Consider the following 16161-nt stretch of genomic DNA (forward strand, 5'->3'; position numbering starts at 1 on the left):
TCCTATGTCACTAAATTTCCCGCTGTTGCTGGTCATTGCCGTTGCCGTCTGCGGCCTCCTGGCGTTGCTCGATCTGGTGTTCTTCGCACCACGTCGGCGCGCGGCTATCGCGTCGTATCAGGGCAGCGTCAGCCAGCCCGATGCGGTCGTGATCGAGAAGCTGAACAAGGAGCCGTTGCTGGTTGAATACGGCAAGTCGTTCTTCCCGGTGCTGTTCATCGTGCTGGTGCTGCGTTCGTTTCTGGTGGAGCCGTTCCAGATCCCGTCGGGGTCGATGAAACCTACCCTGGACGTGGGCGACTTCATTCTGGTGAACAAGTTTTCCTACGGGATTCGCCTGCCGGTGGTCGACAAGAAGGTCATCGAAGTCGGTGACCCGCAGCGCGGCGACGTGATGGTGTTCCGCTACCCGAGCGATCCGAACGTCAACTACATCAAGCGTGTGGTCGGCCTGCCGGGTGACGTGATTCGCTACACCAGCGACAAGCGCCTGTTCATCAACGGTGAATCGGTGGCCGAGAAGCTGCTGGGCGCCGAGCCGAACACCCTGGGCAGCGCCGAGCTGTATCAGGAAAAACTCGGTGCGGTAGAGCACCAGATCCGCAAGGAAATGAGCCGTTACCGCGCCACGCCCGATGGCGAGTGGAAAGTGCCGGCCGGGCACTACTTCATGATGGGCGACAACCGCGACAACTCCAATGACAGCCGCTACTGGGATGATCCCAGCATTCCCAAAGAGCTGCTGGGCATGGTCCCCGACCAGAATATCGTCGGCAAGGCCTTCGCGGTCTGGATGAGCTGGCCGGAACCCAAGCTCAGCCACTTGCCGAACTTCTCGCGGGTCGGGCTGATCAAGTAATACAGGCGGCGCTGTGAACACAGCGCCGAATGCTTTTCTGGGGCCTGGACAATGTCCGGTCTCACGCGGCAACTATCAGGATTTGAATTTGAACACTGCGTCAATCGTCGATGGCCGCCGGTGCCACCAACTAGATATGGATAAACCGTGACCGTTTCTCTGAGTCGTCTCGAGCGCCAGCTCGGCTACACCTTCAAGGATCAGGAATTGATGGTCCTTGCCCTCACACACCGCAGCTTTGCAGGGCGCAATAACGAGCGCCTGGAATTCCTCGGTGATGCCATCCTCAATTTCGCCGCCGGTGAGGCGTTGTTCGAGCGCTTCCCCCAGGCGCGCGAAGGCCAGCTTTCACGCCTGCGTGCGCGGCTGGTGAAAGGCGAGACCCTGGCCGTGCTGGCCCGTGGTTTTGGCCTGGGCGAATACCTGCGCCTGGGGTCCGGCGAATTGAAGAGCGGCGGTTTTCGTCGCGAGTCGATCCTGGCCGATGCCCTGGAAGCCTTGATCGGCGCAATCTACCTGGATGCAGGCATGGAGACGGCCAAAGAGCGTGTGGTCGCCTGGCTGGCATCGGAGATCGAAAGCCTGACCCTGGTCGACACCAACAAGGATCCCAAGACCCGCCTGCAGGAATACCTGCAGTCGCGCGGGTGCGAACTGCCACGCTACGAAGTGGTGGATATTCAGGGTGAGCCCCATTGCCGCGTGTTCTTCGTGGAATGTGAAATCACTTTATTGAACGAAAAAAGCCGAGGTCAGGGTGTGAGCCGTCGTATTGCCGAACAGGTAGCGGCCGCTGCAGCACTGATTGCCCTGGGCGTGGAGAATGGCCATGACTGATTCAACCGCAACACGCTGTGGCTATGTTGCCATCGTCGGCCGCCCCAACGTGGGCAAGTCCACGCTGCTCAACCACATCCTCGGCCAGAAGCTTGCGATCACCTCGCGCAAGCCGCAGACCACCCGGCACAACATGCTTGGCATCAAGACCGAAGGCAGTGTGCAGGCGGTGTACGTCGACACTCCTGGCATGCACAAGGGGGGTGAAAAAGCCCTCAACCGCTACATGAACAAGACCGCCTCGGCGGCGTTGAAAGACGTCGACGTGGTGATCTTCGTGGTCGACCGCACCAAGTGGACCGACGAAGACCAGATGGTCCTGGAGCGTGTGCAGTACGTCACCGGCCCGCTGATAGTGGCACTGAACAAGACCGACCGCATCGAAGACAAAGCCGAGCTGATGCCGCACCTGACCTGGCTGCAGGAGCAACTGCCGAACGCGCAGATCATGCCGATCTCGGCGCAGCACGGCCACAACCTTGAAGCCCTCGAGCGCGTGATCGCCGGCTACCTGCCGGAAAACGAACACTTCTTCCCGGAAGATCAGATCACCGACCGCAGCAGCCGCTTTCTCGCCGCTGAACTGGTGCGCGAGAAAATCATGCGCCAGATGGGCGCCGAGCTGCCGTATCAGATCACCGTGGAAATCGAAGAATTCAAGCAGCAGGGCAAGACCTTGCACATCCATGCGCTGATCCTCGTCGAACGTGATGGCCAGAAGAAAATCATCATTGGCGACAAGGGCGAGCGCATCAAGCGCATTGGCACCGAGGCGCGCAAGGACATGGAGCTGCTGTTCGACTCCAAGATCATGCTCAACCTGTGGGTGAAGGTGAAGGGTGGCTGGTCCGATGACGAGCGCGCACTGCGCTCGCTGGGCTACGGCGACCTGTAACAGGCCCGCAGAACAGCGCGGGGCAAAAATGTGGGAGGGGGGCTTGTGTGGGAGCTGGCTTGCCTGCGATAGCATCACCTCGGTACAGCTCAACGACCGAGGTGCCTGCATCGCAGGCAAGCCAGCTCCCACACAAGCCCGCTTTCACATTGGATAATCGTTGTTTTCCAGACCGTGTTCGCGCAGCGAGAACCCAATGTCCCAATCCCCACCCCCCAGCCAACTCGCCTACGTGCTGCACAGCCGCGCCTATCGCGAGACCAGCGCGCTGGTGGACTTCCTCACGCCCCAGGGCCGGCTGCGCGCGGTATTGCGCAGCGCGCGCGGCAAGGCCGGTACGTTGGCGCGGCCATTCGTGGCGCTGGACGTCGAGTTTCGGGGCAAGGGCGAGTTGAAGAACGTCGGCCGCCTGGAAAGCGTCGGCACCTCCGCCTGGCTCAATGGCGATGCGCTGTTCAGCGGCCTCTACCTCAATGAACTGCTGATCCGCCTGCTGCCCGCCGAAGACCCGCACCCCGGCGTGTTCGATCACTACGCTGCCACCTTGCTCGCCCTCGCCGAAGGCCGCCCGCTGGAGCCGTTGTTGCGCGCGTTCGAATGGCGTCTGCTGGACGACCTGGGATACGGCTTCGAACTGAGCAACGACGTGCATGGCGAGCCCGTCGCCGCCGACGGCATGTACCGCCTGCAGGTCGACGCCGGCCTTGAGCGCGTCTACCTGCTGCAACCGGGGCTGTTCCAGGGCGCCGAGTTGCTGGCCATGAGCGAGGCGGACTGGACCGCGCCCGGCGCGCTGTCGGCCGCCAAACGCCTGATGCGCCAGGCTCTCGCGGTGCACTTGGGTGGCAAGCCGCTGGTCAGTCGCGAGTTGTTTCGAAAGCCCTGACATCCCCGTGTATGCTGTGCACCGATTCTTTCCCCTTTCAGGAGCGCTTCCGTGAGCACCAGCAATCGTATTCTTCTTGGCGTCAACATCGACCACGTTGCCACCCTGCGTCAGGCCCGGGGCACTCGCTACCCGGACCCGGTCAAGGCCGCGCTGGACGCCGAAGAAGCGGGCGCCGATGGCATCACCGTGCATCTGCGCGAAGACCGTCGCCATATTCAGGAACGTGACGTGCTGCTGCTCAAAGACGTGCTGCAAACCCGCATGAATTTCGAAATGGGCGTCACCGAAGCCATGATGGCCTTCGCCGAGCGCATCCGCCCGGCGCACATCTGCCTGGTGCCGGAAACCCGCCAGGAACTCACCACCGAAGGCGGTCTCGACGTGGCCGGCCAGGAAGCGCGGATCAAGGCCGCCGTGGAGCGCCTGTCGCAGATCGGCAGCGAAGTCTCGCTGTTCATCGACGCCGACGAGCGCCAGATCGAAGCTTCGCGCCGTGTCGGTGCGCCGGCCATTGAGCTGCACACCGGCCGTTACGCTGACGCCACCACCCCTGGCGAAGTCGCCGATGAGCTGCAACGGGTTATCGACGGCGTGACGTTCGGTCTCCAGCAAGGCTTGATCGTCAATGCCGGCCATGGTCTGCACTACCACAACGTGCAGGCCGTGGCCGCGATCAAGGGCATCAACGAGTTGAACATCGGCCACGCGCTGGTGGCCCACGCACTGTTCGTCGGCTTCAAAGGCGCGGTCGCCGAAATGAAAGCCCTGATCCTCGCCGCCGCCAAGGCCTGAAGAACGCAGAAAATCCAGTGTGAGAGGGGGGCTTGCTCCCACATTTTGATCCCCATCAGGCTCCAGCAATCAACCGTGCGGCAATGCGAAGCCTTACTGTTTAGCCGATGGCGGTGTATCGTATCCGCCCTTTGCAGGTCCCGTGCCTGCGGTTGATACGTGAGGTTGTTGTGTCCCGATCCTTTTCCCGTCGACAGATCCTGGGTGGTCTTGCAGGCCTGGCCGTTGTAGGCGTCGGCGCCGGGGGCGGCTATCGCTACTGGCTGGGGAAAGTCGCCGAGTCCGAGGCGGGGCACGATTACGAGTTGATCGCGGCGCCCCTGGACGTGGAACTGGTGCCCGGCCACATCACCCAGGCCTGGGCATTCGGCCCCTCGGCGCCCGGCACCGAGCTTCGCGTGCGCCAGGGCGAATGGCTGCGGGTACGTTTCATCAATCACTTGCCGGTGGCCACTACCATCCACTGGCACGGCATCCGCCTGCCGCTGGAGATGGACGGCGTGCCCTACGTCTCGCAACTGCCGGTATTGCCCGGCGAATACTTCGACTACAAATTCCGCGTGCCCGACGCTGGCAGCTACTGGTACCACCCCCATGTGAACAGCAGCGAAGAACTCGGCCGTGGCCTGGTCGGCCCGCTGATCATCGAAGAGCGCGAACCCACCGGCTTCAAGCACGAACGCACCCTCAGCCTCAAAAGCTGGCATGTGGACGAAGACGGCGCGTTCGTCGCGTTCAGCATCCCACGCGAAGCGGCGCGCGGCGGTACGGCGGGGCGCCTGTCCACCATCAATGGCGTGTCCCAGGCAGTGATTGACCTGCCGGCCGGGCAGATCACCCGCGTGCGCCTGCTCAACCTCGATAACACCCTGACCTATCGCATCAACATCCCGGACGTCGAAGCGCAGATCTACGCACTGGACGGCAACCCCATCGAGCCGCGCCCGCTGGGCAAGGAATACTGGCTGGGGCCCGGCATGCGCATTTGTCTGGCGATCAAGGCCCCGCCGGCGGGTGAGGAACTGTCGATCCGCAACGGGCCGGTGCGCCTGGGCACCTTCCGCTCGGTAGCCAACACCGATGCGCCCAGCCAATGGCCGCCCGCGTTGCCGGCCAACCCGATCAGCGAGCCGGACCTGGCCAATGCCGAGAAACTCAACTTCAACTTTGAATGGGTGGGCACGGTGTCGGTGGATGACGGCAAGCCGCCGAGCCTGTGGCAGATCAACGGCAAGGCCTGGGACATCACCGACAAGACCTGCGCCGACCGCCCGATTGCCAAACTGGAAAAGGGCAAGAGCTACATTTTCGAACTGAAGAACATGACCCAGTACCAGCACCCAATCCATTTGCACGGCATGAGCTTCAAGGTCATTGCCTCGAACCGCCACAAGGTGGTGCCGTACTTCACCGACACTTACCTGCTGGGCAAGAACGAACGCGCCCGCGTGGCCTTGGTGGCGGATAATCCCGGGGTGTGGATGTTCCATTGCCATGTGATCGACCACATGGAAACCGGCCTGATGGCCGCCATCGAGGTGGCGTGATGCGCCAGATTCGCCCCGCCGCAATCATCGATCGCAGCCGCGACCAGCACTTCATGCGCGAAGCCCTGGCCCTCGCTGCACAAGGTGCGACACTCGGCGAAGTGCCGGTGGGCGCGGTACTGGTGCAGAACGGCGAAATCATCGGCCGAGGCTTCAACTGCCCCATCAGCGGCAACGACCCCAGCGCCCATGCCGAGATGGTCGCGATTCGCGCTGCAGCCCAGGCCATCAGCAACTATCGACTGGTGGGCAGCACTCTATACGTGACCCTGGAGCCGTGCAGCATGTGCGCGGGGTTGATCGTGCATTCGCGGGTTGCGCGGGTGGTGTATGGCGCGCTGGAGCCCAAGGCCGGGATTGTGCAGAGCCAGGGGCAGTTTTTTACCCAGGACTTTCTCAACCACCGTGTGCTGTTTGAAGGCGGGGTGCTGGCCGAGGAATGCGGAGCCGTTCTGAGCGAATTCTTCAAAGCCCGCCGAGCCAAACCCTCTTCCAGCTGACACCGGGAAACCAATGTGGGAGCAGGCAAGCCAGCTCCCACAGGTGATCTTCATGTAGTCAGGGGCGTTGTGAGCTACTTCCTGGCAATGATCACCGCCCGCATCGGCGCCGGCAGCCCTTCGATAGTCTTGCTGTGATCTTGCGGATCAAGAAAGTCACTCAACGACTGATACTTCATCCACTCGGTTCCGCGTTGTTCCTCCACCGTGGTCACGCTCACATCCACGCAGCGCACTTCACTGAACCCGGCGCGGCGCAGCCATAGCATCAGGGCCGGCACCGAGGGCAGGAACCACACGTTGCGCATCTGCGCGTAGCGGTCTTCCGGCACCAGCACCTGTTGCTGATCGCCTTCCACCACCAGGGTTTCCAGCACCAGTTCGCCGCCCTTGACCAGGGTGTCTTTCAACGCCAGCAGGTGCTCGATGGGCGAGCGGCGGTGATAGAACACACCCATGGAAAATACCGTATCGAAGCCTTCCAGGTTTGCCGGCAAGTCTTCGAACGGGAACGGCAGGTGCCAGGCCCGTGGCTCGGACAGGTAGCGTTGCACCGCCTGGAACTGGCAGAAAAACAGCCAGTTGGGGTCCACGCCGATCACGCTGTCGGCACCCGCGCCGAGCATGCGCCACATGTAGTAGCCGTTGCCGCAGCCCACATCGAGGATGCGTTTACCCTTCAAGTTCAGGTGTGGCGCTACCCGTGACCACTTCCAGTCCGAGCGCCATTCGGTGTCCACGTGCACGCCGAACAGGTGGAACGGTCCTTTGCGCCACGGGCTCAGGCCCATCAGCGCGGTGTGCATCTGCGCGCGGGTCTGGTCGTCGCAGTCGGTGTCCAGCGTCAGGCCATTGAGCAGGTCGACGGTGCTTGGCAGGATGGCCGGCAGCGCATCCAGCGCGCTTTGCCAGCGCTCCAGGTCGCCGTGGCCTTTTTCCATCTTGCTATCGAGCTGCGCTTGCAGGCCCTGGGCCCACACAGCCAGGGGAGTGCCGACCAAGTGGCGGGCGAGGGGAGACAGATCAATCATGGCAAGGCAATCAACGAGGCAAAGTTAAGACACTGGAACCACGGCACCACGCTCGAGAACCCGGCCGCCAGCAGGCGTTCGCGGTGTTCTTCGAGGCTGTCGGGCTTCATGACGTTTTCGATGGCGCTGCGCTTCTGGGCGATTTCCAGTTCGCTGTAGCCGTTGGCGCGTTTGAACGCGATATGCAGGTTGGTGAGTAACGCATGTTCCTGCGCATCATTGAAGCGCAGCTTTTCCGAGAGGATCAGCGCACCGCCTGGCACCAGTGCCTGGCGGATACGCGAGAGCAAGGCCAGGCGCTCGTCCGGGGCGATAAATTGCAGGGTGAAGTTCAGGGCAACCACCGACGCCGGCTGGAACTGCAAGGCAAGGATATCGCCCTCGATCACCTCAACCGGCAGCAACTCCTGGAACATCGAGTCCTGGCCATTGAGGTATTCACGGCAACGCTCGACCATCGCCGCCGAATTATCCACCGCGATCACCCGGCAACCGTCCGTGCGCACATGACGACGCAGGGCCTGTGTGACGGCGCCGAGGGACGAGCCCAGGTCATACAGGACGCTATCAGGCTGGGCGAACTGCGCCGCGAGCACGCCGAGGTTTTCGACGATGGTCGGATAACCCGGCACCGAGCGCTTGATCATGTCCGGGAACACGCGCACCACGTCCTCGTTAAAGGCGAAGTCCGGCACCTGGGGCAAGGGCTGGGCGAATAGGCGATCGGGTTCTTTGCTCACGGTTGTTCCGGCGACGAAAGGGAAGGGCCGGCATTTTAGCCAACTTGGCCCTCGGGTGCGCGGGTTGTCTGATGGGGTGCTCTAGTTCACCGTAATGGCGCAGTCGAAGGTGTCGACGGGCTCGGCTTCCGGCTCCCACGGTTGCTGGGAGGTCAGGCGCAAACGGCCCTGCCCGGCAGTGAATGCCTGGAACCGCCAGGTGGACTGGCCGCCGCCGCCGATCACGCCGGACTCGGTGCTGCTGTAGACCTCCGGGCTCAGCGCGCGCAATACGCCGCCGGCCGAATCCTGGATGGCCCAGCGGTAGCCGGTGGTGGGGTTGCTCGGCAGGGTGAGGATCAGGTTCTGACCGGATTTGAGCTGCAGCGGGCAAGCGCTCTGGTCGTCCACGGTGATGTTTTGCTTCGGCGCGCTGGCGCACGCGGACAACAAGGCAAGGCTCAGGGGAAGAAACAGACGGGCAACGGTCATGGGGGCTCCGGTTGTACACGACGAAGGGCGAGCATAACCGAAGATGGAGTATCAGGGACTTTTGCGGTCACTGGGCCGGCGCTTTCGCGGGCAAGCCCGCTCCCACCTATTGATTTGTGAATACTTTCAAAAGGTGGGAGCGGGCTTGCCCGCGAAGAGGCCTGAATGGGTACTACATAAATCTCAGAACAACACTTTGGCCACATCCGCAAAGCGCTTGGCAAAGTGCACCGTCATGCCTTCCTTCAGGTACTCCGGCAATTCTTCAAAACTGCCACGGTTGGGCTCGGGCAGGATCAGTTCGTGGATCTTCTGGCGCCGCGCCGCGATCACTTTCTCGCGTACGCCACCAATCGGCAGCACGTGCCCGGTCAGCGTCAGCTCGCCAGTCATGGCCACGCCTTTTTTCGGCGCCTGGTTGCGCGCCAGCGACAGCAGCGCACTGGCCATGGTCACGCCCGCGCTTGGGCCGTCTTTCGGCGTGGCACCTTCCGGCACGTGCAAGTGCACGAAGGCTTCGTCGAAGAACTTCGGGTCACCGCCAAACGACTTCAGGTTGGAGCTGATGTAGCTGTAGGCAATTTCAGCAGACTCCTTCATCACCTCGCCCAACTGCCCGGTGAGCTTGAAGCCGCGATTGAGCGTGTGGATGCGCGTGGCCTCGATGGGCAGTGTGGCGCCGCCCATGCTGGTCCAGGCCAGGCCGGTAATCACGCCGGTACCGGACAGCACTTGCTCGTTGCGAAACACCGGCATGCCCAGTGAGCTTTCGAGGTCCTTGTTGCCGATCTTGATCACCGAGTCCGGCGCATCCAGCAACTTGACCACAGCCTTGCGCACCAGTTTGCCCAGTTGCTTTTCCAACTGGCGCACCCCGGCTTCGCGGGCGTAGCCGTCGATCAACGCGCGCAGGGCACCGTCGCTGATGGTCAGGCTGTTTTTCGCCACGCCGGCTTTTTCCAGCTGTTTGGGCCACAGGTGGCGCTTGGCGATGGCGACTTTTTCTTCGGTGATATAGCCCGACAGGCGAATCACTTCCATGCGGTCCAGCAACGGGCCGGGGATGGAGTCCAGAGTATTGGCGGTGCACACGAACAGCACCTTGGACAGGTCCAGGCGCAGGTCGAGGTAATGGTCGAGGAATTCGACGTTCTGCTCCGGGTCGAGGGTTTCCAGCAGTGCCGAGGCCGGGTCGCCCTGGAAGCTCTGGCCCATCTTGTCGATCTCGTCGAGCATGATCACCGGGTTCATCACTTCCACATCCTTGAGCGCCTGCACCAGCTTGCCCGGCAGGGCACCGATGTAGGTGCGGCGATGGCCCTTGATCTCGGCCTCGTCGCGCATGCCGCCGACGCTGAAGCGATAAAACGGCCGGCCCAGGGACTCGGCGATGGACTTGCCGACGCTGGTCTTGCCCACACCCGGCGGGCCCACCAGCAGCACGATGGAACCGGCGACCTCGCCTTTATAGGCGCCCACCGCCAGGAATTCGAGGATGCGGCTCTTGATGTCATCAAGCCCGGCGTGGTGTTTGTCCAGCACCTTGCGCGCGTGCTTGAGGTCGAGCTTGTCCTTGCCGTACACGCCCCACGGCACCGCAGTGGCCCAGTCGAGGTAGTTGCGTGTGACCGCGTATTCCGGCGAGCCGGTTTCCAGGATCGACAGTTTGTTCAGTTCTTCATCGATGCGTTTTTTGGCCTGGGTGGGCAACACCTTGCCTTCCAGGCGCTGCTCGAACTGCTCGACGTCCGCGCTGCGGTCGTCCTTGGTCAGGCCCAGCTCCTGCTGGATGACCTTGAGCTGTTCCTTGAGGAAGAATTCGCGCTGGTGCTCGCCGATCTTGCGGTTCACCTCGGCGGACAGCTCTTTCTGCAGGCGCGCCACTTCTACCTCTTTGCGCAGCATCGGCAGCACTTTTTCCATGCGCTTGAGCATGGGCACGCAGTCCAGCACTTCCTGCAACTCATTGCCGGTGGCCGAGGTGAGCGCGGCAGCAAAGTCGGTGAGCGGCGATGGGTCGTTGGGGCTGAAGCGGTTGAGGTAGTTCTTCAATTCTTCGCTGTACAGCGGGTTGAGCGGCAGCAGTTCCTTGATCGCATTGATCAGCGCCATGCCGTAGGCCTTGACCTCATCGGTCGGCTCGCTCGGCTGGTGCGGGTATTCGACCTCCACCAGATAGGGCGGACGATGGTGTTTGAGCCAGGTCTTGATGCGTACGCGGGTCAGGCCCTGGGCGACGAACTGCAGCTTGCCGTTCTCGCGGCTGGCGTGGTGCACCTTGACCAGCGTGCCGTACAGCGGCAACGCCGAGGTGTCGAAGTGGCGCGGATCTTCCGGCGGGGTTTCCATGAAGAACAGGGCCAGGGAGTGGTGATCGGATTTGCTCACCAGCTCCAGGGTTTCGGCCCATGGCTCTTCGTTGACGATCACCGGCAGTACTTGCGCCGGGAAGAACGGGCGGTTGTGGATCGGGATGATGTAGACCTTGTCCGGCAGGTTTTGCCCAGGCAGCGCCAGCCCGGTGTTGGACGAAGCGGATTCAGCGTTTTCGGGGTCGGCGTAATCGTTGATGTCGTAATCGGGGAAATCTTGCTGGTCGCTCATGGGGCACCTGCATAAGGAAGTATGGTGCTTAGATGGGGCGGGGCAGCGAGGGTTTCAATGGCGGGGGGGCGATAGCAACATATTGCATAAAATAACCGGCGTGACGCCGTCAGCTGATTTTGTGCAGATAGGCCGGAATCGGCTGTTCCGGCAGTACCGACAACACTTTCAAGCGCTGCAACATCCGCTGGCTGGCCCGTTGCAGGTGCTCGCGCAGGTTCAGCGCCGCCGCATCCACGGCGCCGTGCAGCAACAATTCCAGAATCAGACGATGCTCGGCCAGCATCGCCGGGTCGGCGCCGATGCCGAGCAGGCGATGGAAAATCCGGCTGATGATCATCGGGCTCTGGCCCTGGCGAATCAACGCGGCCATCTTGCGGTTCTGCAGACCGGCGAGGCAGCGCTGGTGCAAGTCCTCCTCGATCTGCTCGATGGCTTGCAGGCTGCACTGTGGGTTGTCCTGGGCCGTCAGCACCCGTTGCAACATCGCCTGCAGTTCCTCGCGGTCGAGGTTCGGCGCGCTCTGTCGCAGGGCTTCGGGTTCGAGGCACGCGCGCAGTTCGTAGTCTTCGGTGACTTCGCGCGCGGTCAGCGGGCCGGCCAGCCACTGGGAGTAGGGCTCCTTTTCCACCAGACCACGGTCGCGCAGGCGCATCAGTGCTTCGCGCACCACCGCGCGGCTGACCTTGAAGTGGTCGGCGGCGGCCTGTTCATCCAGGCGGTAGTGGCCGAAGGCGATGCAGGTGGACAGCGCCGCGCCGATGTCCTCGACGATGCGCTCACCCAGCGGACGTGTGTCCACCAGCTCAGTCTCGCCGTTGAGACCCAGATGCGCATGGCTCAGGGGCAGGCGTAGCGGCTCAATCGCGAGGTTATCGGGGTTGATCAGGTAACCCCGGCCGTTGAAGCGGCAGATCAACCCTTCGGCGTGCAGCAGGTCCAGCGCCTTGCGCACCGGCACGCGGCTGGTGCCGAACAGTTCGGCCAGCGGCGCTTCGAGCAATACCAGGCCATGACGCGCGGTGCCGTTGACGATCGAGTCACGCAATACCTGGTGAATCATCGCGTAACGGGAGGCCGGGGCGGACACTGCTTTCATCGGTTTCTCAGGACCTTGTAGGACGGGGGCGGCGGATTCTCTCACAGATGCAGCTGTCACTCTGCGCCACGTCGGCGGCGCTGTTTTGGGGCTGATGTTACCTTTCTGCACCAAAATGTATTTTTTACTAAAAGATACATTATTTCATTGAAGACCTTGATGGCGCTCACCGCCAGTATTTTTTTGACGATGCAACGCATCTAGCCCGTGGTTATGCGTGCAAAGCGCAAGACCCGGTGCAGAGACTGGCACGAAAGCTGCCTCTGTAAAATGTACATTTTATTAATATGTACGTTTTATGAGGTTGATCCCGATGTCAGACGCCACCTCAATGGCCGAGGATTTCGCCAGCGGCCGTAACGACCCGGTGCAAGCCCTCGAGCAGGCGCTCGAAAAAGCCGCCCACTCGCCCTCGGTGTTTATCAGTCTGAGCGCAGAGCGCGCCCGCCGCGAGGCCGAAGCCGCCGCCGCGCGCTGGCGTGCCGGGCAGCCCTTGAGCCGGCTCGATGGTGTGCCGCTGGCCTGGAAAGACCTGTTCGACGTCGCCGGCAGCGTCACCACGGCAGGCGCCGCCTACCGCCGTCATGCGCCGGCCGCTTTGCTCGATGCGCCGATGGTCGGCCTGTTATGCCGCGCCGGCATGGTCAGTCTGGGCAAGACCAACCTCAGCGAACTGGCGTATTCGGGCCTGGGCCTGAACCCGCATTTCGGCACCCCTCATAACCCCCATGGTCTTGATCAGGCGCGCATTCCCGGCGGTTCCTCGTCCGGTTCGGGAGTGGCCGTCGCCGCCGGTATCGTGCCCATCGCCATGGGCACCGACACCGCCGGCTCGATTCGCATTCCCGCCGCTCTCAACGGTGTGGTGGGTTACCGCAGCAGCAGCCGGCGCTACAGCCGCGACAGCGTGTTCCCGCTGGCACATACCCTCGACAGCCTCGGCCCGCTCACCCGCAGCGTGCGCGATGCGCTGACCCTCGACGACATACTGCATGGCCGCACTCAGCAGCATGACGCCCGCAGCCTCAAGGGCCAGCGCTTTGTGTTGGCGCAACAGGACGTTGAACCGGCCGTGGGCAACAACCTGCTGCGTGCGGTGGCGCAACTCAAGGCTCGCGGCGCGCTGATCGAAGAGCGCGAATGCCCGACCTTCCAGGCCGCGCTGAACCTGATCAAACACCACGGCTGGCTCGGCGCCTTCGAAGCCTTCGCCCTGCACCAGGCGCTGCTCGACAGCCCCGACGCCGAACAGCTCGACCCCCGCGTACGCCGTCGCCTGGAAGCTGCGCGTGCATTGCCCGCCAGCCAATTGATCCACCTGACCGACGCGCGCCGCCAACTGCAACAGCAACTGCTCGACGACCTCGACGGCGCCATCCTCATCACCCCCACCGTGGCCCACGTCGCGCCGCCGTTGGCAGCACTGGAAGCCGACGAGGCGTTGTTCGTCGACACCAACCTCGCCACCTTGCGCCTGACCATGCCCGGCAGCCTGCTCGACATGCCAGGCGTCAATTTGCCCAGCGGCCGCGATGCCCGGGGCCTGCCCACCGGGCTGCTGCTCAGCGCCCCCAGCGGCGAAGACGCGCGGCTGCTGCGCGCAGCGTTATCCGTTGAATCCGTACTGAACGTTTAAGGAGACACACCATGGCTAAAGACATCCTCTGTGCATTTGGCGTCGACGTGGATGCCGTCGCCGGCTGGCTCGGGTCCTACGGCGGTGAAGACTCGCCGGACGACATCTCCCGCGGCCTGTTCGCCGGCGAAATCGGCGCGCCGCGCCTGCTCAAGCTGTTCGAGCGCTACGGCCTGCGCACCACCTGGTTCATTCCCGGCCACTCGATGGAAACCTTTCCCGAGCAGATGAAAGCCGTGGCCGACGCCGGCCATGAAATCGGCGTGCACGGCTACAGCCACGAAAACCCCATCGCGATGACCGCCGAGCAGGAAGAAATCGTGCTGGATAAATCCATCGAGCTGATCACCCAGGTCACCGGCAAACGCCCGACCGGTTACGTGGCGCCGTGGTGGGAATTCAGCAAGGTGACCAACGAGCTGCTGCTGAAAAAAGGCATCAAGTACGACCACAGCCTGATGCACAACGACTTCCATCCCTACTACGTGCGCAAGGGCGACAGCTGGACCAAGATCGATTACAGCCAGCACCCCGACACCTGGATGAAGCCTTTGGTACGCGGCGAGGAAACCGACCTGGTGGAAATTCCCGCCAACTGGTACCTCGACGACCTGCCGCCAATGATGTTCATCAAGAAAGCCCCCAACAGCCACGGTTTCGTCAACCCGCGTCACCTCGAAGAAATGTGGCGTGACCAGTTCGACTGGGTCTACCGCGAACATGAACACGCCGTGTTCACCATGACCATCCACCCCGACGTGTCCGGTCGCCCGCAGGTGCTGTTGATGCTCGAGCGCCTGATCGAACACATCCAGAGCCATGCCGGCGTTCGCTTCGTCACCTTCGACGAAATCGCCGACGACTTTATCCGCCGCCAACCCCGAACCTGATTTCACCCCACCCTTGAGGCGTGACCCATGTCCATCTACAACAAGCTTGACCTGACTGGCTGGAAACCCCGGCAACTGTCGTCCCAGGAAGTACGTTTCGCCACCTGGATTGCGTTTTTCGCCTGGGTGTTTGCGGTGTATGACTTCATCCTGTTCGGCACCTTGTTGCCGGAGATCGGCCGGCACTTTGGCTGGAGTGAAGTGGAGCAAGCGCGAATCGCGACCTGGGTGGCGGTGGGCACGGCGGTGGTGGCCTTTGCTGTCGGCCCGGTGGTCGACAAGTTGGGGCGGCGCAAAGGCATCATCCTCACCGTCGCCGGCTCCGCCTTGTGCTCGGCGCTCACCGCCATCGGCGGGGCGTGGGGCAAGTCGCCGCTGATCCTGATCCGTTCGCTGGCGGGCCTGGGCTATGCCGAGGAAACCGTCAACGCCACCTACCTGAGCGAACTGTATGGCGCCTCACAGGATCCGAAGCTGACCAAACGCCGTGGCTTTATCTACAGCCTGGTACAAGGTGGCTGGCCGGTCGGGGCATTGATCGCGGCGGGTTTGACCGCACTGCTGCTGCCGATCATCGGCTGGCAGGGCTGCTTCATTTTTGCCGCGATCCCGGCGGTGGTGATCGCGATCATGGCGCGCAAGCTCAAGGAGAGCCCGCAGTTCCAGATTCACCAGCGCATCAGCCAGTTGCGCAAAAGCGGCCAAGTGACCGAGGCGCAAAACGTCGCCGTCACCTACGGCGTGGACTACGACGAACACAGCAAGGCCGGTCTCAAAGCTGCCTTCCGGGGGCCGGCCCGTCGCGCCACGCTGGTGATTGGCGCTGCGCTGCTGCTCAACTGGGCCGCGATCCAGGTGTTCAGCGTGCTGGGGACCTCGGTCATTGTCAGCGTGCACAAGGTGTCGTTCGAGAACTCGCTGATCATCCTCGTGCTGTCGAATCTGGTGGGTTACTGCGGCTACCTGACTCACGGTTGGATGGGCGACAAAATTGGCCGGCGCAACGTGATCGGCCTCGGCTGGATGCTCGGCGGGCTGTCGTTCGCCGGCATGCTGTACGGCCCGAGCAATATGCCGACCGTGGTGGGGCTGTACAGCCTGGGCCTGTTCTTCCTGATCGGGCCATATTCGGCGGCGCTGTTCTTTATCAGTGAAAGTTTTCCCACCAGCATCCGCGCCACCGGCGGCGCGATCATCCACGCGATGGGGCCCATTGGTGCAGTGGTCGCGGGGTTCGGCGCCACGCAGGTGCTGTCCGCCGGCAGCGACTGGCAGACCGCCGCGCTGTGGTTCGGCGCCGTGCCGTGCTTTTTGTCCGGTGTGCTGATGTTTGCCGCACGCCATGTGCGCCCGGAAACCGTTCAGTAAGGA

The 16161-nt window shown here is 62.7% G+C and carries 15 protein-coding genes; 10 read left to right on the plus strand and 5 right to left on the minus strand.

All coding sequences use genetic code 11. The features are described from left to right. Positions 1-4: 4 nt before the first annotated feature. From lepB to tadA, 7 genes are all read left to right on the plus strand, one after another. Entirely contained in the window at positions 5-859 is an 855-nt protein-coding gene (lepB, locus tag H045_RS02225; protein WP_003234116.1) for a signal peptidase I, read from the plus strand. Positions 860-1006: 147 nt separating this feature from the next. Next, positions 1007-1696 carry a ribonuclease III gene (gene rnc / locus H045_RS02230; protein ID WP_003188856.1) on the plus strand — a complete coding sequence of 230 codons (690 nt, stop codon included), beginning with the start codon at positions 1007-1009 and terminating at the stop codon, positions 1694-1696. Beyond that, positions 1689-2591 carry a GTPase Era gene (era, locus tag H045_RS02235; protein ID WP_003234112.1) on the plus strand — a complete coding sequence of 301 codons (903 nt, stop codon included), beginning with the start codon at positions 1689-1691 and terminating at the stop codon, positions 2589-2591. Before rnc ends, era begins: the two co-directional genes overlap by 8 nt. Positions 2592-2787: 196 nt before the next feature. Further along, positions 2788-3477: a DNA repair protein RecO gene (gene recO / locus H045_RS02240; RefSeq protein WP_003234110.1), complete on the plus strand. Its 690-nt coding sequence runs from the start codon at positions 2788-2790 to the stop codon at positions 3475-3477. A 51-nt stretch (positions 3478-3528) separates the two neighbouring features. Beyond that, entirely contained in the window at positions 3529-4272 is a 744-nt protein-coding gene (gene pdxJ, locus H045_RS02245; RefSeq protein WP_003234108.1) for a pyridoxine 5'-phosphate synthase, read from the plus strand. Positions 4273-4442: 170 nt separating this feature from the next. Next, on the plus strand, positions 4443-5819 hold the full coding sequence (locus H045_RS02250; protein WP_041931587.1) for a multicopper oxidase family protein: 1377 nt from the start codon (positions 4443-4445) through the stop codon (positions 5817-5819). Further along, the gene (tadA, locus tag H045_RS02255; RefSeq protein WP_015371306.1) at positions 5819-6319 is read left to right on the plus strand and encodes a tRNA adenosine(34) deaminase TadA; all 501 of its coding nucleotides are present in this window, start codon (positions 5819-5821) and stop codon (positions 6317-6319) included. Before H045_RS02250 ends, tadA begins: the two co-directional genes overlap by 1 nt. Before the next feature lie 74 nt (positions 6320-6393). Here the strand turns inward: tadA and cmoB are convergent, their stop codons facing one another. The 5 genes from cmoB to H045_RS02280 all read right to left on the minus strand — a co-directional run bounded on the left by cmoB (position 6394) and on the right by H045_RS02280 (position 12264). Further along, on the minus strand, positions 6394-7350 hold the full coding sequence (gene cmoB / locus H045_RS02260; protein ID WP_003234097.1) for a tRNA 5-methoxyuridine(34)/uridine 5-oxyacetic acid(34) synthase CmoB: 957 nt from the start codon (positions 7348-7350) through the stop codon (positions 6394-6396). Continuing rightward, positions 7347-8090: a carboxy-S-adenosyl-L-methionine synthase CmoA gene (gene cmoA, locus H045_RS02265; protein ID WP_015371307.1), complete on the minus strand. Its 744-nt coding sequence runs from the start codon at positions 8088-8090 to the stop codon at positions 7347-7349. Before cmoA ends, cmoB begins: the two co-directional genes overlap by 4 nt. 81 nt (positions 8091-8171) lie before the next feature. Beyond that, the gene (locus H045_RS02270; RefSeq protein ID WP_015371308.1) at positions 8172-8561 is read right to left on the minus strand and encodes a protease inhibitor I42 family protein; all 390 of its coding nucleotides are present in this window, start codon (positions 8559-8561) and stop codon (positions 8172-8174) included. Between the two features lie 183 nt (positions 8562-8744). After that, the gene (gene lon / locus H045_RS02275) at positions 8745-11165 is read right to left on the minus strand and encodes an endopeptidase La (protein WP_003234090.1); all 2421 of its coding nucleotides are present in this window, start codon (positions 11163-11165) and stop codon (positions 8745-8747) included. Positions 11166-11274: 109 nt separating this feature from the next. Further along, positions 11275-12264: a GntR family transcriptional regulator gene (locus H045_RS02280; protein WP_015371309.1), complete on the minus strand. Its 990-nt coding sequence runs from the start codon at positions 12262-12264 to the stop codon at positions 11275-11277. A 313-nt stretch (positions 12265-12577) separates the two neighbouring features. Between H045_RS02280 and H045_RS02285 the strand changes: the two genes are divergently transcribed. Genes H045_RS02285 through H045_RS02295 form a run of 3 tightly spaced genes read left to right on the plus strand, consistent with a single transcriptional unit; the run spans position 12578 to position 16158 of the window. Then, a complete protein-coding gene (locus tag H045_RS02285; protein WP_015371310.1) occupies positions 12578-13900 on the plus strand; it encodes an amidase in 1323 nt (440 codons plus the stop codon). An 11-nt stretch (positions 13901-13911) separates the two neighbouring features. Beyond that, complete coding sequence (locus tag H045_RS02290; RefSeq protein WP_003234086.1) at positions 13912-14790, plus strand: polysaccharide deacetylase family protein; 879 nt, start codon at positions 13912-13914, stop codon at positions 14788-14790. A 27-nt stretch (positions 14791-14817) separates the two neighbouring features. Next, the gene (locus H045_RS02295) at positions 14818-16158 is read left to right on the plus strand and encodes an MFS transporter (protein WP_003234085.1); all 1341 of its coding nucleotides are present in this window, start codon (positions 14818-14820) and stop codon (positions 16156-16158) included. Positions 16159-16161 lie beyond the last annotated feature (3 nt).

Source organism: Pseudomonas poae RE*1-1-14 (assembly GCF_000336465.1).
Lineage (GTDB): Bacteria > Pseudomonadota > Gammaproteobacteria > Pseudomonadales > Pseudomonadaceae > Aquipseudomonas > Aquipseudomonas poae.

Coding starts and splice junctions, on each gene's coding strand:
- lepB (WP_003234116.1), top strand. CDS start 5: ATGTCACTAAATTTCCCGCTGTTGCTGGTCATTGCCGTTGCCGTCTGC.
- era (WP_003234112.1), top strand. CDS start 1,689: ATGACTGATTCAACCGCAACACGCTGTGGCTATGTTGCCATCGTCGGC.
- recO (WP_003234110.1), top strand. CDS start 2,788: ATGTCCCAATCCCCACCCCCCAGCCAACTCGCCTACGTGCTGCACAGC.
- tadA (WP_015371306.1), top strand. CDS start 5,819: ATGCGCCAGATTCGCCCCGCCGCAATCATCGATCGCAGCCGCGACCAG.
- cmoB (WP_003234097.1), bottom strand. CDS start 7,350: ATGATTGATCTGTCTCCCCTCGCCCGCCACTTGGTCGGCACTCCCCTG.
- H045_RS02270 (WP_015371308.1), bottom strand. CDS start 8,561: ATGACCGTTGCCCGTCTGTTTCTTCCCCTGAGCCTTGCCTTGTTGTCC.
- lon (WP_003234090.1), bottom strand. CDS start 11,165: ATGAGCGACCAGCAAGATTTCCCCGATTACGACATCAACGATTACGCC.
- H045_RS02280 (WP_015371309.1), bottom strand. CDS start 12,264: ATGAAAGCAGTGTCCGCCCCGGCCTCCCGTTACGCGATGATTCACCAG.
- H045_RS02285 (WP_015371310.1), top strand. CDS start 12,578: ATGTCAGACGCCACCTCAATGGCCGAGGATTTCGCCAGCGGCCGTAAC.
- H045_RS02290 (WP_003234086.1), top strand. CDS start 13,912: ATGGCTAAAGACATCCTCTGTGCATTTGGCGTCGACGTGGATGCCGTC.
- H045_RS02295 (WP_003234085.1), top strand. CDS start 14,818: ATGTCCATCTACAACAAGCTTGACCTGACTGGCTGGAAACCCCGGCAA.